20 protein-coding genes and 1 tRNA gene are annotated in these 22,563 nt (G+C 58.0%); 10 read left to right on the top strand and 11 right to left on the bottom strand.

The window, feature by feature from the left end; genetic code table 11:
- Nucleotides 1-21 precede the first annotated feature (21 nt).
- Entirely contained in the window at nt 22-969 is a 948-nt protein-coding gene (gene cysB / locus Q1J43_RS03385) for an HTH-type transcriptional regulator CysB (RefSeq protein ID WP_301100939.1), read from the bottom strand.
- A gap of 104 nt (nt 970-1,073) precedes the next feature.
- On the opposite strand from cysB, the gene Q1J43_RS03380 reads away from it, so the two are divergent.
- The 6 genes from Q1J43_RS03380 (at nt 1,074) to cysN (ending at nt 7,138) form a co-directional block, all read left to right on the top strand.
- Nucleotides 1,074-1,850: a sulfite exporter TauE/SafE family protein gene (locus Q1J43_RS03380; RefSeq protein ID WP_301100938.1), complete on the top strand. Its 777-nt coding sequence runs from the start codon at nt 1,074-1,076 to the stop codon at nt 1,848-1,850.
- Nucleotides 1,851-1,878: 28 nt separating this feature from the next.
- Entirely contained in the window at nt 1,879-3,606 is a 1,728-nt protein-coding gene (locus Q1J43_RS03375; protein ID WP_301100937.1) for a nitrite/sulfite reductase, read from the top strand.
- A complete protein-coding gene (locus Q1J43_RS03370) occupies nt 3,599-4,108 on the top strand; it encodes a DUF934 domain-containing protein (protein WP_301100936.1) in 510 nt (169 codons plus the stop codon). Before Q1J43_RS03375 ends, Q1J43_RS03370 begins: the two co-directional genes overlap by 8 nt.
- 4 nt (nt 4,109-4,112) lie before the next feature.
- Nucleotides 4,113-4,835 carry a phosphoadenylyl-sulfate reductase gene (locus Q1J43_RS03365; RefSeq protein WP_301100935.1) on the top strand — a complete coding sequence of 241 codons (723 nt, stop codon included), beginning with the start codon at nt 4,113-4,115 and terminating at the stop codon, nt 4,833-4,835.
- Nucleotides 4,836-4,943: 108 nt separating this feature from the next.
- Nucleotides 4,944-5,858 (top strand): sulfate adenylyltransferase subunit CysD, encoded by a 915-nt coding sequence (gene cysD, locus Q1J43_RS03360; protein ID WP_301100934.1) that lies wholly within the window; start codon nt 4,944-4,946, stop codon nt 5,856-5,858.
- Nucleotides 5,858-7,138 (top strand): sulfate adenylyltransferase subunit CysN, encoded by a 1,281-nt coding sequence (gene cysN / locus Q1J43_RS03355; protein WP_301100933.1) that lies wholly within the window; start codon nt 5,858-5,860, stop codon nt 7,136-7,138. The genes cysD and cysN overlap by 1 nt, the downstream gene beginning before the upstream one ends.
- On the opposite strand, the gene Q1J43_RS03350 is transcribed toward cysN, so the two are convergent.
- Together Q1J43_RS03350 and Q1J43_RS03345 are read right to left on the bottom strand one after the other, a co-directional pair.
- Nucleotides 7,135-7,383, bottom strand: a complete 249-nt coding sequence (locus Q1J43_RS03350; protein ID WP_301100932.1) for a hypothetical protein — start codon at nt 7,381-7,383, stop codon at nt 7,135-7,137. The two genes, cysN and Q1J43_RS03350, sit on opposite strands and share 4 nt — an antisense overlap.
- A gap of 10 nt (nt 7,384-7,393) precedes the next feature.
- On the bottom strand, nt 7,394-7,987 hold the full coding sequence (locus tag Q1J43_RS03345) for a CBS domain-containing protein (RefSeq protein ID WP_301100931.1): 594 nt from the start codon (nt 7,985-7,987) through the stop codon (nt 7,394-7,396).
- 170 nt (nt 7,988-8,157) lie between these two features.
- Here Q1J43_RS03345 and Q1J43_RS03340 point away from each other — a divergent pair, with 170 nt between their 5' ends.
- Nucleotides 8,158-8,874, top strand: coding sequence for a zf-TFIIB domain-containing protein (locus Q1J43_RS03340; RefSeq protein WP_301100930.1), 717 nt, complete (start codon nt 8,158-8,160; stop codon nt 8,872-8,874).
- A 29-nt stretch (nt 8,875-8,903) separates the two neighbouring features.
- Here Q1J43_RS03340 and Q1J43_RS03335 read toward each other — a convergent pair whose 3' ends face one another.
- From Q1J43_RS03335 to rnr, 3 genes are all read right to left on the bottom strand, one after another.
- The gene (locus tag Q1J43_RS03335) at nt 8,904-10,208 is read right to left on the bottom strand and encodes an MFS transporter (protein WP_301100929.1); all 1,305 of its coding nucleotides are present in this window, start codon (nt 10,206-10,208) and stop codon (nt 8,904-8,906) included.
- Between the two features lie 27 nt (nt 10,209-10,235).
- On the bottom strand, nt 10,236-10,976 hold the full coding sequence (rlmB, locus tag Q1J43_RS03330) for a 23S rRNA (guanosine(2251)-2'-O)-methyltransferase RlmB (protein ID WP_301100928.1): 741 nt from the start codon (nt 10,974-10,976) through the stop codon (nt 10,236-10,238).
- A 64-nt stretch (nt 10,977-11,040) separates the two neighbouring features.
- The gene (gene rnr, locus Q1J43_RS03325; protein WP_301100927.1) at nt 11,041-13,341 is read right to left on the bottom strand and encodes a ribonuclease R; all 2,301 of its coding nucleotides are present in this window, start codon (nt 13,339-13,341) and stop codon (nt 11,041-11,043) included.
- Nucleotides 13,342-13,380: 39 nt separating this feature from the next.
- Between rnr and Q1J43_RS03320 the strand changes: the two genes are divergently transcribed.
- Nucleotides 13,381-13,467, top strand: a tRNA-Leu gene (locus tag Q1J43_RS03320).
- 215 nt (nt 13,468-13,682) lie between these two features.
- Here the strand turns inward: Q1J43_RS03320 and truB are convergent.
- The 5 genes from truB to rimP are packed head-to-tail and all read right to left on the bottom strand — an operon-like array spanning nt 13,683 to nt 19,736.
- Nucleotides 13,683-14,591 carry a tRNA pseudouridine(55) synthase TruB gene (truB, locus tag Q1J43_RS03315; RefSeq protein WP_301100926.1) on the bottom strand — a complete coding sequence of 303 codons (909 nt, stop codon included), beginning with the start codon at nt 14,589-14,591 and terminating at the stop codon, nt 13,683-13,685.
- Nucleotides 14,578-14,979, bottom strand: coding sequence for a 30S ribosome-binding factor RbfA (gene rbfA / locus Q1J43_RS03310; protein WP_301100925.1), 402 nt, complete (start codon nt 14,977-14,979; stop codon nt 14,578-14,580). The genes truB and rbfA overlap by 14 nt, the downstream gene beginning before the upstream one ends.
- Complete coding sequence (gene infB, locus Q1J43_RS03305) at nt 14,980-17,763, bottom strand: translation initiation factor IF-2 (RefSeq protein ID WP_301100924.1); 2,784 nt, start codon at nt 17,761-17,763, stop codon at nt 14,980-14,982.
- Nucleotides 17,764-17,783: 20 nt separating this feature from the next.
- Entirely contained in the window at nt 17,784-19,256 is a 1,473-nt protein-coding gene (nusA, locus tag Q1J43_RS03300; RefSeq protein WP_301100923.1) for a transcription termination factor NusA, read from the bottom strand.
- 39 nt (nt 19,257-19,295) lie between these two features.
- Nucleotides 19,296-19,736 (bottom strand): ribosome maturation factor RimP, encoded by a 441-nt coding sequence (gene rimP, locus Q1J43_RS03295; protein ID WP_301100922.1) that lies wholly within the window; start codon nt 19,734-19,736, stop codon nt 19,296-19,298.
- 1,123 nt (nt 19,737-20,859) lie between these two features.
- Here rimP and Q1J43_RS03290 point away from each other — a divergent pair.
- Together Q1J43_RS03290 and Q1J43_RS03285 are read left to right on the top strand one after the other, a co-directional pair.
- On the top strand, nt 20,860-21,888 hold the full coding sequence (locus Q1J43_RS03290; RefSeq protein WP_301100921.1) for a S8 family serine peptidase: 1,029 nt from the start codon (nt 20,860-20,862) through the stop codon (nt 21,886-21,888).
- 101 nt (nt 21,889-21,989) lie between these two features.
- The gene (locus Q1J43_RS03285) at nt 21,990-22,454 is read left to right on the top strand and encodes a hypothetical protein (protein ID WP_301100920.1); all 465 of its coding nucleotides are present in this window, start codon (nt 21,990-21,992) and stop codon (nt 22,452-22,454) included.
- Nucleotides 22,455-22,563: the final 109 nt, after the last annotated feature.

Raw genomic sequence — 22,563 nt, 5'->3', positions numbered from 1 at the left:
TTGGAGTGACGACCGGCTGGATCAAAGCTGATACTCATCACCCGCTCCTGGACCGGCCATCGCCATGTCGACGGCCTTTTTCGACAATTGTGATGCGAACAGTTCAATGAAATCATATTCGTACTGGCGAATATAGGTTCCCCGCCGCAAACCGATGCGCGTCGTGTTCGAGCCAAAGAGATGACCGACATCCATGGCCTGTAGGCCGACATCGCGCGCCGGGTCATACGCCATGCTGGCGATGATTCCCAGCCCGAGGCCAAGATTTACGTAGGTCTTGATCACATCTGAATCAAGCGCCGCGAGAACGACATTCGGCGTCAGTTGCGCGCGTTCAAACGCCTTGTTGATGAGCGAACGGCCGGTAAAGGCTGGATCGTAGGTGATCAGCGGCCAGTTCGCCAGCGTATTCAGCGAAATTGATCGTTCGGCGAGAATGGGATGCCCGTCCGGTGCGATAACGCTGTGTCCCCACTGGTAGCACGGCAGCATGACCAGTTGCGTAAACTGGTCGAGTGCTTCGGTGGCTATGGCGATATTCGCCTCACCCTTGAGCGTCCATTCGGCGATCTGCGTCGGGCTGCCCTGATGCATCGACAGACGAACCTTCGGATGACGCTCGATGAAGTTCTTGACCACCAGAGGCAGTGCGTAACGGGCCTGGGTATGGGTTGTCGCAATCACCAGGCTGCCGGAATCACCACCGGCATATTCCTCACCGACGCGCTTGATGTTGTCGGCCTCGCGCAGGATGCGCTCGGCAATTTCGAGCACCCGCTTGCCCGGCTCGGTAACGGCGGTCAGACGCTTGCCACTGCGCTCGAAGACGACCACACCGAGCTCATCTTCGAGCAGCTTGATCTGCTTGGAAACGCCCGGCTGCGAGGTATAAAGCACCTCGGCGGCCTCCGAAACATTGAGTCCACAGCGACCGACTTCGACGAGATAACGCAGTTGCTGTAACTTCATCTGCAATCGTAATAACAAATAGTTCTAGCAATCTAACCGAATATTCTTTTTCCATCAAGCCATCGACTGATACCATGCGCTCACTCTGATTAGTGCGGTGCATCATGGATTGGCTCTATACCCTCTCAGGCTTTGTTGTCGGCGCCATTGTCGGGCTCACGGGCGTCGGTGGCGGCTCGCTGATGACCCCCTTGCTGGTGCTTATTTTTGGCATTCATCCGGCAACTGCGGTCGGTACCGACCTGCTCTATGCCGCCCTCACCAAGGCCGGGGGCACCACCGTTCATGCCAAAAAAGGGCACGTCGATTGGCGCATCACCGGCCTGCTGGCCAGCGGCAGCATCCCGGCCTCGCTGCTTACGATCTGGGCATTGTCCTACCTGCCCAAGCAGAGCGACGCGGTGACCCACATCATTTCGGTTTCACTTGGTATTGCACTACTGCTGACGGCCTGTGCCATTGCTTTTCGCCAAAAACTACAGCGCTACGCGCTGACTCACGCCGAAGATTCGGCGCATACGAAGTTTCAAGCTCCGATTACCGTGGTAGTCGGCGTATTGCTCGGTACACTTGTCACGGTTTCTTCGGTCGGCGCAGGCGCTCTGGGTGTGGCGGCGCTTTTCTTTCTCTACCCCAAACTGCCCACCATTCGCATTGTCGGTAGCGACCTCGCCCACGCCGTACCGCTAACGCTGATTGCCGGACTCGGACACTGGGCCATCGGCAGCGTTGATTGGTCGCTGCTGTGCAGCCTCCTGCTCGGTTCATTGCCAGGGATCTGGCTGGGCAGCCACGCCTCGGCCCGTATCCCGGACCGCTTTTTACGTCCCCTCCTGGCCAGCATGCTGCTGTTGATCGGCGGCAAACTGATTACCTTGTAAAGACCGTACAAGATTAAAGGAACATCCCATGTATCGCTATGACAGCATTGACCAGCAGTTGATCAACGAACGCGTTGCGCAGTATCGCGGCCAGATCGACCGTAATCTGGCCGGCGCACTCTCCGACGACGAACTACGCCCCCTGCGCCTGCAAAATGGCCTGTACATCCAGCGCCACGGCCCGATGTTACGCATCGCCATTCCCTACGGCATGCTCAGCGCCACACAACTGCGCAAGCTGGCTGAAATTTCCCGCCGCTATGACCGCAGCATTGGCCATTTCACAACACGCCAAAACATGCAACTTAACTGGCCGAAGTTTGAAGAGACGCCGGAAATTCTCGGCGAATTGGCGAGTGTCGAAATGCACGCCGTACAAACCTCCGGCAACTGCATCCGCAACATCACCACCGATCAGTTCGCCGGGATCGCCCCGGACGAACTGACTGACCCGAGGCCCTACTGCGAAGTCCTGCGCCAGTGGTCAACCTTCCACCCGGAGTTTGCCTATCTGCCGCGCAAATTCAAGATCGCTGTCAATGCTGCCGCGCAGGATCGTGCGGTCATCCGCGCACACGATGTGGGGCTGGAAATCGTGAGCAATGCTGCCGGCGAAATTGGCGTCAAGGTCTTTGTCGGCGGTGGTCTGGGCCGCACGCCGGTGATTGGCAAGGTCATCAATGAGTTTTTGCCGCGTCGGCATCTGCTCTCCTATCTTGACGCCGTACTTCGCGTTTACAACCGCTACGGCCGCCGCGACAACATGTACAAGGCACGTATCAAAATTCTTGTCAATGCACTTGGCATAGACGAATTCAAGCGCCAGGTCGACGCCGAATGGGCGCACTTGAAGGATGGCCCGACGACGCTGACCGATGACGAATTTGACCGTGTCGCCCGGCACTTCACCCCGCCCGCCTATGTCACCCTGCCTGCCGACGACCTCTCTTTCGCGACTGCGCTCAAGGACGATAAGGCTTTCGCCGCCTGGGTCAAGCGTTGCGTGCATGCGCACAAGGTCAGTGGTTACGCGGCGATCACGCTTTCGCTCAAGGCGCCCGGCGTGGCTCCCGGCGACATCACCGATACGCAGATGGAAGCCGTTGCCGACCTCGCCGACCGTTTCAGTTTTGGCGAATTGCGCGTCACCCACGAGCAGAATGTGGTGCTTTCCGATGTCAGAAAAAGCGATCTCTACGAGGTCTGGAAAATCGCTCGCGCCAACGGGCTGGCAACGCCGAATATCGGTCTGCTCACCGACATGATCTGCTGCCCGGGCGGCGACCTGTGCGCGCTGGCCAATGCCCGCTCAGTGCCAATTGCCGACGCCGTGCAGAAGCAATTTGATGATCTCGACTACCTCTACGATATCGGCGACATTTCACTTAACATCTCGGGCTGCATGAATTCCTGCGGCCATCATCACGTCGCCAACATCGGCATTCTCGGCGTCGACAAGAACAGCGAAGAGTGGTACCAGATCACCGTCGGCGGTCAGCAGGGCAACAGCACGACGATCGGCAAGGTGATTGGCCCGTCCTTCTATGCCGATGAAGTACCACAGGTTATTGCAGCGCTGATCGACGTCTATATCGAACAGCGCACAACCAGCGAACGCTTTATCGACACTTTCCTGCGCCTCGGCCTTGCACCCTTCAAGCAGCGCGCCTATGCCGGGCGCGACAAACGGAAAATAGCCGCCGCCGAAAGCGCAGAAACGGAAACTGCCCCTCTCACGAAAGTCGCTAATGCCTAAGATCATCAAGAACGGTCAAATCGTCGACGACGGCTGGCAAGTCCTCAAGCTTGCCGACGATCAAACGGTGGAATCTATTGCCATTCCCGAAGACCCCGTCCTGCTGCCGCTCGCCGTGTGGCTGGCGCGCCGGGAAGACATTCTTTCGCGCGGCGTACCGCATGGTGTCTGGCTGGATAGCAGCGAGGGGCCGGAAGCCATCGCCGGCGACCTCGAACAACTGGCCGTCATTGGCGTCAATTTTCCGAAGTTCACCGACGGCCGCAGCTACTCGACCGCCCGCCTGCTGCGCGAACGCTACGGCTATCGCGGCGAAATCCGCGCCATCGGCGACGTGCTGCAGGACCAGCTGTTCTTCATGAAGCGTTGTGGCATTGATGCCTATGCCTTGCGCGCGGACAAAGACAGCAACGCCGCCCTGGCCAGCCTGCGTGACTTCAGCGAAACCTACCAGGCCGCCGTCGACCAGCCACAACCCCTCTTTCGCCGCCGCACCGTCTGAACCCATGAGCACAAACATCGACCTCAAGGACCCGGCACTGCTGGCGTCGGTTGCAGAAAAAACGGCAGCGGCCCGCACCCTGCTACGGCAAATCGTGGATAACTACTCGCCGGCCGTTTTCGCCAACAGTCTGGGCGCCGAAGACATGGTGCTGACCGACCTCATCACCAGTGACAAACTCGATATCGACATTTTCTCGCTCGATACCGGTCGCCTGCCGCTGGAAACCTACGACCTGATTGCCGAAGTCAAAAAGCACTACGGCCTCACGCTCAAGCTGTATTACCCGCGCCACGATCTCATCGAATCCTATACCCGCGAGAACGGTATCAACGCCTTCTACGAGTCGGTTGAACTGCGCAAAGGCTGTTGCTACGTGCGCAAGGTCGAACCGCTGCAACGCGCGCTGGCCAATAACAAGGCGTGGATCACTGGTCTGCGCGCGTTGCAGTCGGCAACGCGTGAAGGCTTGCCGATCCAGTCTTTCGACGAAGGCAACAGACTCGTAAAATTCAACCCGCTCGCCGACTGGAGCGAAAAAGACGTGTGGGCTTATATCAGGTTGAACAAAATCCCGCACAACGCCCTGCACGACAAGTTCTACCCAAGCATCGGCTGCGCCCCCTGCACGCGCGCCATCACCCCCGGCGAAGACATCCGCTCTGGCCGCTGGTGGTGGGAAGCACCGGAATCCAAAGAATGCGGATTGCATGTTAACAAGGCTTGAACCTCTCTCAACGCAGAGATCGCAAAGAAAAACAGCTCTTGATCTTCTCTGCGATCTCTGCGCCTCTGCGTCCTCTGCGTTGAAAGCGTTGTTTTTTGAAAGTAATTGATGACAACTCTCACCAAACAAACCCTCTCCCACCTCGACTGGCTCGAATCCGAGGCCATTCACATCATGCGCGAGGTGGCTGGCCAGTGCAGCAATCCGGTGCTGCTCTTTTCCGGCGGCAAGGATTCGATCTGCATGTTGCGCATTGCCGAGAAGGCCTTTCGCCCGGGCAAGTTTCCTTTTCCACTGATGCACATCGACACCGGCCACAACTATAAGGAAGTCACCGATTTTCGCGACAAGCGCGCCGCCGAACTTGGCGAGCGCCTGATCGTGCGTTCGGTTGAAGATTCGATGGCGCGCGGTACGGTCGTGCTCAAAACGGACGACGAATCGCGCAACAAGCACCAGTCGGTGACCCTGCTTGAAGCGATCGAGGAATTTAGCTTCGACGCCTGTATCGGCGGCGCGCGCCGTGACGAGGAAAAAGCGCGTGCCAAGGAGCGCATCTTCTCCTTCCGCGACGAATTCGGCCAGTGGGACCCGAAGAACCAACGCCCCGAACTTTGGGATCTCTACAACGCACGCAGCTTCAAGGGTGAAAACATCCGCGTTTTCCCGATTTCGAACTGGACTGAATTCGATGTCTGGCAATACATCGAGCGCGAAAACCTCGAACTGCCATCGATTTACTTCGCCCACCTGCGCCCCATCGTTCGTCGGCAGGGTGGCATGCTGCCGGTCACCGAGGTAACACCGGCGCGGCCCGGCGACACCATCGAGCAGGTGCAGGTACGCTTCCGCACCGTCGGCGACATAACCTGTACGGCACCCGTCGAATCGGCTGCCGACACCATCGCCAAGATCATTGCCGAAACGGCGACGACGACCATCACCGAACGCGGCGCCACGCGCCTGGACGATCAAACGTCGGATGCGTCGATGGAACAACGCAAGAAAGAGGGTTACTTCTGATGTCCGCCATGGAAAAAATTCCCGCCATAGACAATGGCCTGCTCCGCTTCCTGACCTGCGGCAGCGTCGACGATGGCAAGAGCACGCTAATCGGTCGCCTGTTGTTTGATTCCAAAACGATTCTTGCCGATACCCTGCACGCCATCGAGCGCACCTCGAAAAAGCGCGGCATGGACGCCATTGACCTGTCGCTGCTTACCGACGGCCTGCAGGCCGAGCGCGAACAGGGAATCACCATCGATGTCGCCTACCGCTACTTCACCACCGGCACGCGCAAATACATCATCGCCGACGCACCGGGCCACGAGCAGTACACGCGCAACATGGTCACCGCCGCGTCGACCGCCGATCTGGCCATCATCCTCATCGATGCGCGCAAGGGCGTGTTGACGCAGACCCGACGTCACTCCTATCTCACCCACCTGGTCAATATTCCGCATCTGGTCGTAGCCATCAACAAGATGGATCTGGTCGACTACTCACAGGAGGCTTTTGACCGGATCATGGCCGACTATCTGGCCTTTGCCGCCAAGCTGAACATCAAGGATGTACATTTCATCCCGATGTCGGCGCTCAACGGTGACATGGTCGTTGAGCGCGGCGAGCGGCTCGACTGGTATCAGGGGCCGACGCTGATTGATCTGCTCGAAGCGGCAAGCACCTCGCACACCGATCACCAGGAAAGCTTCCGCTTCCCGGTGCAGTACGTCTGCCGCCCGCAGGACTCGGCCAACCCCGAGCTGCACGACTATCGCGGTTTCATGGGGCGTGTCGAATCGGGCGTGGTGGCCATTGGCGACGCGGTCACCGTGCTACCTTCCGGTCGGGAAACCCGCGTCAAGGATATCCAGATCAATAGCACGTCGTTAACGCATGCCTTTGCCGAACAGTCGATCACCCTCCTGCTCGACGACGAGATCGACATCTCGCGCGGCGACATGATCGTCAGGACCGGCGAACTGCCGCAGTTTACCAAGCAGATTAACGCCATGCTCTGCTGGCTCTCCGAATCGCCGCTCGATCCGCGCCGCAAATATCTCATCCGGCATACGACGCGCGACAGCAAGGCGATGCTCGCCGGCATCGAGTTCCGCATGGACATCAATACCATGGAGCATCAAGCCGCCGAGAAACTGGCGATGAACGATATCGCCAAGGTCAGCTTCAAGCTAGCGCAACCGATTTTCGCCGACAGCTACGCCGAGAACCGTGGCACCGGGGCCTTCATCGTCATCGACGAATCGAGCAATAACACGGTTGGCGCGGGGATGATCCTCTAATTGTTGGCGGCTTCTTCGGCCTTCTTCCTGCTCTGCTCTGCCTCAGTCATGGCGGCATTAATGTTGGTTTTCAGTTTGTCCATGCTTTCCTTGGCCTGTTTGGCTTGGTCTGCTTGAAGTTTGCCAACGCTTGCCGCCGTGCCAACACTTTCAAGGCCACAGCCAAAGAGAAAAAAGATACAGGTCATCAAAAACATATTTCGCATGTGAACACCCTTCTTTGGGTTGCGGAACACCTCGGCCACATTCCAAGTTTTAGCTACTTCCCAGCGCCGAGGTAATTTCGGCAAAGGTCTGAGCGACCTCAAAGATCGGAATCGCCACGCCAAGTTGGCGGGCGATCTGTGTTGCCGAGAAAATACCGCGCACCACCTCCCCGCCCCGCAGCTTGTCGTAATCGATCACCAGCGCATGTTGCCGCCCATTCGCCTTGAGCGTGGCGAGAATGGAGCCGACCTCGGCGTGTAGCACCGTGTCGATATCAAGCACATCAATGTACTGCCGGGGAACCATGAGGTCGCCAACAACCAGATCGCTGAACTTGGCCCCGCGTCGTTCCTGCAATAGCTTGACCGGTTTTTCGCCCATTGTGTCGCGCGCCGAAAGCAGGCCTTCGATCAAACCATCGTCGCTGACGACCAGCAGCAGCCGTACTCGGCGTGCAATCATTTGCTGCGTGGCCCGGGCAACGCTCTCGCCGGCACTCACCGTGGCCGCCAATACTTGCCGCAGATCCGTCATGACTTCGATCGCCGGAGAGTTTACCAGGGTCGGTTTTGGCGCATGGGCATCGGCTGGCAACCAGACAACACCTGGTTTCATCTTGGACATCGGTAGTGGTTTGTGCATGAATTTCTCCATTCAGTATCGACTTCTGTTGCCCGCCAGCGTCAAGCGCCATCCTGGCACGGTACCCCAGGCTGAAAAATTGCGGCTTGTGGGATAATGGTTTCGTTTTCCGAAATAACGTTCGCATACGACAGCAGAACCCGACTAAGGTGCCCACCTTTGAGCCCGCAATGAGTTTCACGCCGCCAACAGACATCTCCGCCTGCCCATCATGCGCCCAGCAGATGACACGACTGGACCTTGCGCAACGAAACTTTGGCACGCTGACGCTTGATCTTTGCTTCCCCTGCCAGGGGATATGGTTCGACGCTTTCGAGAGCGAACAGATCGCTCCAAGTGGAATCATCGATCTGTTCAAGCTGATCCACACGCACCGCGATGATCCGCGCCGACAACACGCAGCCACCCTGCACTGTCCGCGTTGCAAGAGAACGCTGATGGCCCAGCTTGATCTGGTACGCAGCGGTCATTTCACCTATCATCGCTGCCCGCATGATCACGGCCGGTTCACCGCTTTCGCCCAGTTCATGATCGAAAAGGGCTTTGTCCGGCAGCTCGCCCCCGCCGAGATCATGGCGCTGGCCGCTCGCATTGGAACCATCCATTGCACTGGTTGCGGGGCTCCGGTGGACATCCGCACGGAAGCTGCCTGCAGCCACTGCGCTGCACCGATCTCGATTCTTGATCCCGACGCGGTCGAAAAGGCGCTGGCGGACTACCAGAATAAGGAATACACGCACACCCGTCGCGACCCTGAAGCACTGGCTGACGCGCTGCTGGCCATCGAGAAGCAGCGCCAGCAACAGAAAATCGTCCCCGAGAAGGGAACGCTCATTGGCGACCTATTCCTATCAGGCGTTGGGATCGTTTTCGATTTTTTTCCGTAATCGACGCGCGTGTGCTGCTAAATGCCCGTCTATCTCAGGCGTCCTGCAGTCAGTGGCTGCCAGGTATTTTGACAATTCGTTTCTCGGATACGCCACGAAGCAATAGCCCCGACCGCCGCCGTCGCAACCAGCAGCAACAGGCCGGCATGATAATCCGCAGGGGTATAGAGGTGCGCACCCGAACTGCTCACCCCGCCTGCCCAATGCAGATCCATCACCCAGCCAAACGTGGGTTGCAGGATCGCTCCGGCAAGGAAACCGCCCATATTGGTAACGCTGGTCGACATGCCGGAGAGCAGCGGCGGATTGACCTCCTTGGCACACGCCCAGGTCAGCGTGAAAGTAGCGGTCAGCAGCCCCATCAGAAAGAACAGGGGGTACGTAATAACCAGCGGTAGCGCGACGCTGTAAAGCCAGACCAGCCAGACCAACACATACAGATGGGAGCCCACAATCAGCAATGGTTTGCGTCTTCCCAGTCGATCGGAGAGCGCGCCAATAGACACGCAGCCCAGCGCAAAGCCGGTGAAGTACAAACTGACGTGACTGGCTGCAAGCGCACGTGTCATCCCGTACGCCTGGGTAAGAAAAGGCGTCGCCCAGAGACCACCAAAGGCAAAAAAACTGCCGCTAATGCCCAGGTTGACGCAGGCTGCGGGCCAAGTGGCACGATTTCTGAGGACCTGAAGCAGTCCGGTCAACACCAGTGTGCGATCAAAATGCGGTTTTTTGATCAACCCCTCTGCCGAAACGTCCGGTCGATCACGCACCAGCACCCAGCAGGCGATGCCAAGGAGTAGGGACAAGCCAGCCAGCGCGACAAAGACACTGCGCCATCCGGTGGCTTGTGCCAGCGACGACAGCGGCGAACCGGCCAGCACCGAGCCCAGATTGCCGACCAGCATGCTGACGCCGACGACGCTTGCAAAGCGGCTCTCGTCAAACCACAGAGCAACAAATTTGAGCATGGCAATGAAGGTGACCGAGACCCCAAGACCGACCAGGGTGCGCCCGATCAATGCCATTTCCAGCGTCGGTGCCATGCCGAACATGAGACTCCCGGCAGCACCGACAATACCGCCAAAAAGCAAAATGCGGCGCGGCCCCAGGGTGTCGACAAAGATCCCGGTCGGCACTTGCATGACCGTGTAGACATAAAAATAGGTCGATGCCAAAACACCGAGCGACGAGGCGTTGGTGCCAAATGCGAGTGCCAGATCCTGAGCAATGCCCGCCGGCGCAAAGCGCTGGAAAAACGAGATGACGTAGGCGGCGACCACAACGGTCAGTGCCATGTTACGGCGGCGACGCTGGCGCCGGTCAAGCTCAGCCATGAAAACATCCTCCCAGATCAGCACCGATCAGTTCCCGCGCCGTCGCCTCGCCTCATACAGGCAAACGCCGGTGGCCACCGAGACGTTCAGGCTCTGCACCGATCCGAGCATCGGAATGGTCACCAGTTGATTGCAGTTTTCGCGCGTCAGACGGCGCATGCCATCACCCTCGGCGCCGAGTACCCAGGCAGTAGCCACCGGCCACTGCACAGCGTAAAGATCGTCCTTGGCGTCTGCATCGGCACCGACAACCCAGATTTCGCGCTCTCTCAGCTCGCGCAGGGTGCGCGCCAGATTGGTCACGGTGATGTAGGGCACGCTCTCTGCAGCCCCGCTAGCCACCTTGATGGCCGTTTGCGTCAGCCCGACAGCCCTATCCTTGGGAGCGATCACGGCATGGGCGCCAACGGCATCAGCGACTCTCAGGCAGGCACCGAGATTGTGTGGATCCTGAATACCGTCAAGCACCAGAAGGAAAGCAGGTTCTTCCAGAGTATCGAGCACATCGTCAAGGGTGACATGACGCGACTCGCCGGAAACCTTGGCCACCACGCCCTGATGACGCGTATCACCACCGGCCATTCCGGCGAGGCGTTTGGCATCGACCGGAACAACCTTGACCGCATGCAGTTCGGCGTGACGCATCAGATCACGTGCCCGCGCATCGTGGCGATCCGCATTGATAAAAATTTCAAGAATGGCGTCGGGCTGATGACGCAGCTTGGCGATGATGGCGTGAAAACCGTGAATGAAGCGAGTCTGTGACATGAATTATTCTCGAACGTAGGAATGAGGTGAACGGGAAGCGCCGCAGCGCCTCCCGGCAAAGGCATTACGACGCCTTGTGACGCTTTTTCGCGGCAGGCTGTTTCTTGCCAGCGGCGACCGGCTTGGGCGCCGATTTTGCCGCACGACCTGGAAACGGCATTGCCGCAAGCTTCGGCACCGGTACTCGCAGCGAGGCTGGTGGAGTAGCGAGGACAAAGTCAATACGACCGGTCTCCAGATCGGCACGCACCAGTTTGACCTGCAAGCGATCACCCAGACGATAGCGCTGGCCGCTGCGCTCGCCGAGCATCTGATGCTTGACGTTGTCATATTGAAAGTAATCCTCGCCCAGTTCGGAGACATGCACCAGGCCCTCGACATAGACCGAATCGAGCGCCACGAAGACGCCAAACGGCACCACCGAGGCAATCGTCCCGGCAAACTCCTCGCCAATGCGGTCGCGCATGTAATAGCACTTGAGCCAGTTATTCACATCGCGTGTGGCCTCGTCGGCACGCCGCTCGGTCATTGAGCAATGCATGCCGATTTCGTCCCACTTGCCCGGCTTATAATTTGTGCCATCGAGCACCGACTTGATCGAACGATGCACCAGCAGGTCAGGGTAGCGCCGAATCGGCGACGTGAAGTGGGTGTAGTGCTCGTAGGACAGGCCAAAGTGGCCAACATTGTCTGGGCTGTACATGGCCTGGCGCAGCGAGCGCAACATCACCGTTTGCAGCAGTTGGGCATCCGGGCGCGGCTTGATTTTTTCAAGCAGCACGCCGTAGTCCTTGGCCGTCGGACTCTCGCCACCCGGAAGCCCCAGGCCGAATTCCTGAAGGAAGCTGCGCAGACCTTCGAGCTTCTCCGGTGTCGGGCCTTCGTGCACCCGATACAGACAGGTCTGCTTGTGCTCCTGAAGAAAGGCCGAGGCACACACATTGGCCGCCAGCATGCACTCCTCGATCAGGCGATGTGCATCGTTGCGGTGAACCGGAATGATGTTGTCGATCTTGCCCTGCTCGTTGAAAAGCATCATCGTCTCAATCGTCTCAAAATCGATCGCCCCGCGTTTGTGCCGCGCCTTGAGCAGAACCTGGAAAAGCGCGTACAGGGCCTGCAACTGCGGCTGCAGGGCGCAGTGAATTTCACTCTCGGGTTTTGCCGCCGCAGAGAGCCAGTTCCACACCTGGTTGTAGGTCAAACGCGCCCGGGAACGGAAGACCGCCGGGTAGAAATTGTAATCCTTGATTTCGCCGCTGTTGTTGATGTCCATATCACACACCATAGCCAGGCGCTCGACATCGGGGTTTAATGAACACAGCCCGTTGGAAAGTTTCTCGGGCAGCATGGGAATCACCCGGCGCGGGAAATAAACCGAATTGCCACGCTCCATCGCCTCGCGATCAAGCGCCATACCAGGCCGCACGTAGTGGCTGACATCGGCAATCGCCACCACCAGTCGCCAGCCGCGGCCCTTTTTCTCGGCAAACACGGCGTCATCAAAATCCCTGGCCGTCTCGCCGTCGATGGTTACCAGCGGCAGATCACGTATATCTTTCCGACCGGACCACTCGGATTTCTTTACCTTGTCTGGCAAGGCCTTTGTTTCCTCGACCACCTTGGTCGAGAATTCGAAAGGCAGATCATGTTTGCGCAGCGCAATTTCGATTTCCATTCCCGGATCGGCATAGTTGCCGAGCACTTCGACGATGCGCCCGATCGGTTGCGAATGACGGTTGGGTTGCTCGATGATTTCGACCATCACCACCTGTCCCGATTTGACCTTGGTTTTCTTGTCCGGCGCGACGAGAATATCCTGATTGATGCGCCGGTTTTCGGGAACGATGACGGTAATGCCATGCTCGACCAGCACCCGGCCAACGACCATCCGATTGGCGCGCTCGAGCACCTCGACAATGCTACCTTCACGCCGTCCTTTGCGATCAAGACCGATGACCCGCGCCAGCGCGCGGTCGCGATGCAGCACCTTGGACATCTGTTTGGCATCGAGAAACAGGTCGTCACCGCCGTCATCCGGAACGAGAAAGCCGTAACCATCGGCATGCCCTTCGATGCGGCCGGCGATCAGGCTGGCGAGTTCGGGAACAATGTACGCATCCTTGCGGTTGCGCATCAGTTGCGCCTCGCGCTCCATGGCGCGCAAACGGCGCTGGAACATCTCGCATTCATCCTGATGAATGTCCAGCAATACACACAGTTGCTCGAAGCTGACCGGCTTTCCCTGCTCTTCCAGAACCTGCAGGACATATTCGCGCGATGGTAGCGGTTGTTCGTATTTGGCGACTTCACGCTGAAAGTGGGGATCGTTTTTTCTTGTTTTAGATAGTTTTTTGATTGACATTTTCTAATGTTCCTTTAGAATTCGCGCTTCTCTGGAAATGCCCAGGTGGCGAAATTGGTAGACGCGCTAGGTTCAGGTCCTAGTGGTGGCAACACTGTGGGGGTTCGAGTCCCTTCCTGGGCACCAACGAGACCAACAACAAAATAACGCAACACCCCTCATAACCCCGTCAGCCATAGGCTTTCGGGGTTTTTTATTGCCCTTACTGACACGCCGAGGTGTCCTGCAATGGTACCCGAAAATCTGAAACCTTCGACACTCAAACAGGGAAGCCAGGACAATTGCATCAAACCCGCTCGAGCCTGCGCCACAGCTACCGCAGCCTAACGTCTGACCGGAGCTCAGGCACAGACCAAACGGCGCGGCCTCACCGAACCTGAAGCATCCGCCTCACCCAGACCGAGCAGGCGATTGGCGCCATAGACCCGGCACTTTCCCGGCATCGCCACGCCACCGTCCGGAATGTTAACCGGATTTCCGTGCAAAAACCGTAGCGTACTCTTTTCATCGATATGAACTGCCGGAAGACTCTGCAACAAGACATCAGGCGCCAGCAGCAAGCGGGCTCGATCTTCTTCGGGAAGTTCAACGAGCTGATCCAGGCTTACGGCATCAGCACTGCGCAAGCGACCCACAGCAAGTCGTCGCAAGGCAGTCAAGTGGGCGCCGCAGGCGAGAAAATTGCCGATATCCTCAGCCAGCGTACGAATGTAGGTTCCTTTGCTGCAACAGACACGCAGACGGCATCGGTCTCCCGAAAATTCGAGCAGCAGCAATTCGTGCAGGGTCACCGCACGCGCTTCACGTTCGACTTCAATGCCCTGCCTGGCCAACTGATAGAGGGGTTTTCCGTCGCGCTTGAGCGCTGAATACATGGGCGGAATCTGGCTGATCGGACCAAGAAAATGGTGCAATGAGGCCTCCAGCTCAGCTTGCCCAAACTGCACCTGACGACGCAGCAGGACAGTGCCCTCGACATCGCCGGTATCGGTCGTCACACCGAACAGAAGTTCAGCCTCGTAGGTTTTGTCGGCTTCAAGAAGATCGGCCGAGAACTTGGTCGCCTCGCCAAAACACAGCGGCAGCAATCCGCTGGCCAGCGGATCAAGGGTTCCGGTATGCCCGGCCTTGGCCGCTGAAAAAAGACGGCGCGCACTCTGCAACGCCGAATTGGACGTCATGCCGCTGGGCTTGTCGAGCAGCAGCACGCCGTCGACACGTTGCCAACTGCGCTTGCTACCGGCCGTCAAGATCGGTTTCGGGCGTGGGGTCAGATGTTCCCGAAATCGCCACCGCCTCCTGAATCAGTTTCGAAAGGTCAGCGCCGCGTTCGAGCGATTGATCAAAAACGAAATGCAATTGCGGTGTCATGTGAATGCTAATGTGCTTGCCCAGTTCGCGGCGTAAAAAGCCGGAGGCTTTCTGCAAGCCGGCCATCACCTCAGGCACGTGTTCACTCCCCGCCAGGGTACTGAAAAATACCTTGGCATGGGCATAATCAGCCGTCACTTCAACCTCGGTGATGCTGATCATCCCGACGCGTGGGTCCTTAAGCTCAGCACGAATCAGTTCCGCCAGTTCCCGGCGAATCTGTTCTGCGACCCGGTCCTTGCGGGAAAAACTCTTGTTGACCGTCACTTACAGCGTCCTGGCGATTTCCGTCACGTCATACACCTCGAGTTGATCACCTTCCTCGTAGGCGTTGAAGTTCTTCAGTGACAGACCACACTCGAAGCCGGATCGGACTTCCTTGACGTCATCCTTGAAGCGCTTCAGCGACTCAAACTCACCGTCCCAGATAACCACGTGGTTACGCAACAAACGAGCACGTGAGGAACGCTTGACCAGGCCTTCGAGCACGTAACAACCGGCAATCGTACCGATCTTGGTGGCACGAAACACCTGGCGAATCTCGACCAGACCGGTAATCTCTTCGCGTTTTTCCGGTGATAGCATGCCGGAGAGCGCCGCTTTCACCTCATCCACCGCATCGTAAATGATATTGTAATAACGGATATCGACGCCGACACTCTCAGCCGCCTTGCGTGCCCCCGCATCGGCGCGCGTGTTGAAGCCGATAATGACGGCCTTGGACGCCTGCGCCAGATGCACATCGGATTCGCTGATGGCGCCCACCGCACCGTGAATGATGTTGACCTTGACCTCGGCCGTTGAAAGCTTCTGCAAGGACTGAACCAGCGCTTCCTGCGAACCTTGCACGTCGGCCTTGATGATCAGCGGCAACATCTTGACTTCCGCCTCAGTCATCTGGTCAAGGATGGTTTCGAGATTGGCTGCCTGCTTCTTGGCCAGTTTGACATCACGGAATTTACCCTGGCGAAAGAGTGCGATTTCACGCGCCTTGCGCTCATCACCAAGCACCACGGCTTCCTGACCGGCAGATGGCACATCCGAGAGTCCGAGAATTTCGACCGGAATCGACGGTCCGGCTTCCTTGATCATCTTGCCGTTTTCATCGAGCATGGCGCGGATACGACCGAACACCTGACCGGCCAGCAGCACGTCGCCCTGACGCAGCGTACCGGACTGAACCAGCATGGTGGCCACCGGGCCGCGTCCCTTGTCCAGACGCGCTTCGATAATCAGGCCCTTGGCCGGCGCATCCTTGGGCGCTCTGAGTTCAAGCACTTCGGCCTGTAGCAAAACATTTTCGAGCAGTTCGTCGATGCCAACGCCAGTCTTGGCGGAAACGGAAATAAAGGGCGCATCACCGCCGTATTCTTCCGGAATAACCTGCTCGGCGACCAGCTCCTGCTTGACCCGCTCGAGGTTGGCTTCCGGCTTGTCGATCTTGTTGACCGCCACAATGATCGGCACTGCCGCTGCTTTGGCGTGGTGAATGGCCTCTCGAGTTTGCGGCATGACACCGTCGTCGGCAGCAACAACCAGAATGACCAGATCGGTCGCCTTGGCGCCGCGCGCACGCATCGCCGTAAAGGCTTCGTGACCTGGCGTATCGAGGAAGGTCACCATGCCACGGTCGGTTTCGACGTGATAGGCGCCAATATGCTGCGTAATGCCACCCGCTTCACCCGAGGCCACCCGGGTACGGCGAATATAGTCAAGTAGCGAGGTCTTGCCGTGATCAACGTGGCCCATAACGGTAACCACCGGGGCGCGGGGTTCCTGCGGCGCATCCTTGTGCGCCGACTCGTCAATGAAGGCATCCGGATCATCAAGCTTGGCGGCGAATGCCTTATGGCCCATTTCCTCAACGATAATCATCGCCGTTTCCTGGTCCAGCACTTGGTTGATGGTCACCATTGAACCCATCTTCATCAGAGTCTTGATCACCTCCGTGGCCTTGACCGTCATCTTGTGCGCCAGATCGGCAACCGAGATGGTCTCGGGTACGTGCACTTCGTGCACCACCGCTTCGGTTGGCGCCTGGAAGGAATGCGCTTCCTCGGACTCAGAGCCACGACTGCTGCGCTTGCCATGCTTGTTATCACGCCAGCCAGCACCACCGATTGCCCCACGGGTCTTCAATCCCTGGCGCTTGTTGGCACCCTCGTTTTTCCACTGCCCCTTCTTCTCGGCGGCCTTCTTGTCAGCCATACCGGGCTTGGCTGCCGGTTTGTGCAGGGTTTTGTCTTCAACCGGTTTTTCGCTCGCCGTCTGTGCGGCAACCTTTTTCGCCGCTTCAGCCACGCGGGCGGCAACCGCCTTCTCTTCGGCTTCGATTTTCAGGCGTGCCAGAGCAGCGATACGCTGCTGTTTCTGCAGGTACTCCGCTTCCTGGTGTGCACGCAGTGCCGAGTTACGGCGTTCTTCCTCGGCACGAAGTTTTTCCTGTTCTTCACCAATGATCGAAGCGCGAGTCACCACTTTTCTGGTGACAGCCCGGGCTTCACCAGCGGGTTCAGACTTGGCCCCGACCGCGTTCCTGGCCTTCCCCTTCCCTGCTGGCTTGCTCTTCACATCGACACGCGGTGCTGCCACAGACTCCGATTCAGGTGACGCCTCAACGATAGGCTCCAGCGCCACTTCAACAACGGGGTCTGCGACTAGCGGAACGACTGGCTCGACAGGGGTAACAATCACCGCTTCCGGCGTGACGACCGGCGCTTCAGGTGCAACGGGCAGATCGGCACGTTCAGGCGAATCACGCTTGACCAGAACCCGTTTCTTGCGAACCTCAACCTGCACAGTGTGCGACTTGCCGTGCGAGTCCTGCGACTTGATCTCGCTGGTTTCCCTGCGCGTCAAGGTGATCCTGGTTTTGGCCTCGCCTTCACCATGCGAACGGCGTAGGTACTCGAGCAGCCTGGACTTGTCCTGTTCGGAAAGAAAGTCATCAGCCGTACCCTTACCAACACCAGCTTTGTGCAACTGCTCAAGCAGCGCACTTGCCGGCATTTTAAGATCGGTGGCTAATTGGGCAACACTTGTCTGCGCCATGTGGGGATCCTCTTTTCTACTTACTCGAACCAGTGCGCGCGCGCCGTGGTGATCAGTTTTTTGGCACGATCAGCATCGATACCGGTCATTTCAGTGAGTTCGTCGACAGCCAGATCAGCCAAGTCGTCGCGCGTTTTGACACCGTTACCCGCCAACTTGCCCGCCAGCAACTTGTCCATCCCGTCAAGGCTGAGCATGTCCTCGGCCACTTCACCGATCTGTTCTTCAGTAACGATGGCTTCGGTCAACAATACGTTTCGCGCACGATCACGCAATTCCTGAACAGTCGCCTCATCAAAGGCCTCAATCTCGAGCATTTCATGCATCGGCACATAGGCCACTTCTTCCAGCGTCGAAAATCCCTCGCTGATCAGAATGTTGGCGACTTCCTCATCGACATCGAGCTTTTCCATGAATAGCACGCGAATTGCCGCAGACTCGGCTTCGACACGTGTCTGCGACTCTTCCTCGGTCATCAGATTGATTGTCCAGCCGGTCATTTCGGATGCCAGGCGAACATTTTGCCCGCCACGACCGATAGCAATCGCCAGATTGTCTTCATCAACAACAACGTCCATGCTGCGCTTGTCTTCATCAACGACGACCGAAAGCACCTCGGCCGGTGCCAAGGCGCCAACGACGAACTGCGCCGGATCAGCCGACCAGAGCACAATATCGACGCGCTCACCGGCCAACTCATTGGTCACCGCAGTAACCCGCATGCCCCGCATGCCAACACAGGTGCCAATCGGATCAACACGCTGATCATTCGACTTGACGGCAATCTTCGCTCGCATGCCGGCATCGCGCGCTGCCGCCTTGATTTCGAGCAGACCGTCATCGACTTCCGGCACCTCCATTTCGAAGAGCTTGATGATGAACTCGGGCGCTGTGCGCGAGAGAATCAATTGCGGGCCGCGGGCAGCGCGGTCGATGCGCAGCAAAAAGGCCTTGATACGATCACCAACGCGCAGATTTTCACGCGGAATCATCTGGTCGCGCGGCAACAACGCTTCAATTTTGCCTGCCTCGATGATGGCGTTACCGCGTTCCATGCGCTTGATGGTTCCGGTAACAAGATGCTCCTTGCGCTCCAGGAAATCATTGAGAATCTGATCGCGTTCGGCATCGCGGATTTTCTGCAAAATCACCTGCTTGGCCGCCTGCGCGCCAATTCGCCCGAAATCGATCGGCTCCAGCGCCTCCTCGAGGTAATCGCCGATTTCAACCTCGGGATCCTGCTTCTGGGCTTCGGACAACGGGATATGCTGCGCCTCGTGGATGAAATCTGCGTCGGCAACAATTTCCCAGCGACGGAAGGTCTCGAAGTCGCCGCTTTCGCGATCAACCACAACACGCACGTCCGCTTCGTCATCGACGCGCTTTTTGGTCGCTGACGCAAGGGCCAATTCGAGTGCACCGAAGACGATGTCTTTGGTCACGTTTTTCTCGCGCGCCAGCACATCCACCAGCAGCAAAATTTCGCGGCTCATATTCTCACTATCCCCTTAAATCCAGCCTGGTCATCATCTCTAGTCGAACTTTGGAACCAGCCGGGCCTTGTCGATATTGCCAAGATCCAGTTCCACTTCGCCCGTATCAATTGTCAGGCGCACCCTGCCGTCCTGCAGACCGTGCAGGACGCCGTTAAAATTACGTCGACCACCCACCGGGAGTCGTAACCTCAGATTGATCTGCGAACCCGCAAATCGCTCGAAATCCACCGGCTTCTTCAACACCCGATCAAGGCCGGGTGAAGAAATCTCCAGGCGATCATAATCGACGTTCTCAACTGCCAGCACGCGAGACAACTGATTGCTGACCAACGCACAATCCTCGACATCGATGCCGCCCGATTTATCCGGTTTGTCGATGAAAAGACGCAGCACACGACCACGCGGACTCTGTTCGAGGTCCACGAGCTCGTAACCGAGACCGGTTACGGTGGTATCGATAAGATTATGCAAATCCATAGCTACAAATAAAAAATGGGCGAAAAGCCCATCCCCGAAAAAATTGCCCCCTGAGGGGCGAGCGGAAAACCGTCGGAGTATAACGAGATTTTTGGCCGGCGTAAATCACTAAGCGCGAAGTCAAGGGATCGCAACTCAGAAATACAATTGTTAATTTATGCAATTGAACACTAGTTGGGCGCGCATGACAAAATCATGACCCAAAGCTGTCGCAGTCGAAGGCATTGCCCGTGGATTGCCGCGTTGCCAACTGCGGCGGCATGCTGGGCGGCCGTCGTTATCCTGCCGCCTGGTTGGCTGACGCACTTGCGTCGCCTTACAGTTGTCAGGGACGCTGGCCCGCGGCCACGTCGCTATGCCGGTCAGCAATGGCCGAGCGTTTTGCCGTCCTTCGCCCAATAAATCTAGCTGGCCTTATTGCTTGGGGTGGCCGACAGTCCGGAAACTCTCGCGCACGAAATGGCGCACGTCGTTCTGTGTGTCTTTGCGACTGCTGGCATCGATCCGGTAACGGCCAATGGCGAGCCATTTTGTTACTTGCTGTCACAACTTCTGGTCGATGCCAGACGGTGATTGCCTAGAAGAACTGCTTGGCGAAGTTAGCGATGGCGATCAGGATCGGCTTTGACGCGTTTCCACGCCATCACCAGTTGCGCTTCACTTCGTTCGCTGTGATCAACTTACGGCGGGACTCTCTCCCGCAAGAGTGCGCCCATGCTGGGCGCACAAAGCAAAGGCCCCGCTTTTCGGCAGGGCCTTAGACGCTACGCCGGATTGCAATCTCCGGTGCGCAGTGGCCCCTTTCGAGGGCTTGATGCCTGATGCCGAAACAGAACGGGTACAGACAAATGAAAGCCGAAGTTGCGCGCGCGCCGGAATCTGTGGGGATTGAGATGACACCTCACTGGAGTCCGGTCCGTGAGAGCCGTTCAGTTCCTAGCAAGGCGCTTGGGTTAAACACCGCGCAACAAATATGCTAATATCATATTTTGATCTTGTTGACACGCTTTCGGCCACAAAGTAGATTCACGGTCGAGTAGCAAATCTGCCGGAACGTCGCAATGCCGTGTTGTTACCCGTTAGCTGCCTTGCGCCCCAATTTCAACGTGTTGAGGAAATCGAGATGAATCGACCGAACGCAATGCTTTTACCGGCAGCTGCGGCTGTCCTTTCCGTCGCCGCAAGCCTGAGCGCCCATGCCGCCGATCCGGGCCTCGCGCCCTGGCTGGCCCAGATGGGGGAAACCAGCGCCATTCTCTCGGCGGCCAACTGGGGCAAGGGTCAGGTGCTTGGCGTGGTTGATACGGGAATCGTCGCCAGCAACCCCGTCTTTGCCACCGGCCAGGTGTCCGCCGCGCTCAGCTCATGCGCCGCGACATCATTCAGATGCTCCAGCGGGGCGCTTGACGACAACGGTCACGGCACCGCAGTCGCTTCGATTGCGGCAGCCAACAAACCCAGTCCCTATACCTACCGCTATGCCGGTTACACGGTTCTGGCCAACAGTTACATCGGCGTCGCCCCCAATGCCAACATCGTTGCCGAGAAAGTACTCAACAGCAGCGGTTCGGGCTACAACACCGATGTTTCCAATGGCATTAACAAGGCAGTGGCGGCCGGCGTCAGCGTCATCAACCTCTCGCTGACCTACATGGCGACGCCCGACATCATTGCCGCGATCAATAACGCGGCTGCCAAGGGAGTCTTCATCGTCTGGGCCGGCGGCAACGATGGCAAGGCGCTGCTCGCCAATGCCAACACCAGCGGGCTGACCTCGACAGCGATTAGCCATTTGGTGTTCGCCAGCGCGCTCGATACAACGGCCGCCAAGGCCGCATCATTTAGCAACAGTGCCGGTACCGGGGCACTGGTCAGCACCACGGGAAGCAGGACAGCCTATGCCAGCCGCTGGATTTCGGCGCCTGGGGTCAATATCCTGGCGCCCGGAATTCAATACGGGCCGGACGCCATGGCGATATGGTCCGGCACCTCGATGTCCGCGCCGTTGATCAGTGGTTCGCTAATGCTTCTCGAGAGTGCTTGGCCGATCCTGAAAACCAAAGGCACTGCGGCTAATCTGCTGCTTGGCACAACCACTGATCTCGGGGCCAAGGGCGTTGACGCCGTCTACGGGACAGGTCTGGCAACCTGACAACAGCCTTTCAGCCCGTCGGTGCCCTGTCGATCACTCAGGCCAACGGTAAGAATATCGCCGTATCGAGCCTGTCGGGATCGATGCTTGCCGGCGGCGCCTTGGGCAATTTGTCAGCGCTTCAGTCAAAGCTGAGCAATTACACAGCCCTCGACACCTACCTGCGCAACTTCACGGTCAACCTGTCTGGCTTGATCCAGACCAAGCCGACAGCGGCCACCTTGAACCCCTTGCCGTCAAATCGGAATACCGGCGTCGCCGTCATGAAGCTGATCGATGGCGGCGAAGTTTCGACCTGGCAGTCGCCAAGCACCAACTTTGTCGACCGCCTGGGCGTTTTCTGGAATGCGGATGCGCAGCCAGCGACCAACACCGGCTACATGTCATTCACCAATAGTGTTGGCAGCACGTTGTCCATGGGTTACGGCATACCGAGCCAGTTTACGTTTTCGAAGGCGTTGTACGGCGACAGCGACCTGTCGCTGATGGCCAGCGAGTTGAGCGCGACAAACCTCTCGGACCTGGCGCAGGGCGGTCAGATACCACCGGCAAAGCCGGTGGCTTGAGATTGTGAGCGCCTCAAAGGCGCCCATGAAACCTTGAGCCGCCCTTGGCGGCTTACCCCAGTTCGAGCTTCATCTGATCGTACCGCTCGTCTTCGTCCTCCTGATTCCG

Origin of the sequence: Propionivibrio sp. (genome assembly GCF_029255185.1) — a bacterium.
GTDB lineage: Bacteria > Pseudomonadota > Gammaproteobacteria > Burkholderiales > Rhodocyclaceae > Propionivibrio.
The sequence above is the reverse complement of the archived record's forward strand: the minus strand, read 5'-3'. Positions and strand labels throughout refer to the sequence as shown.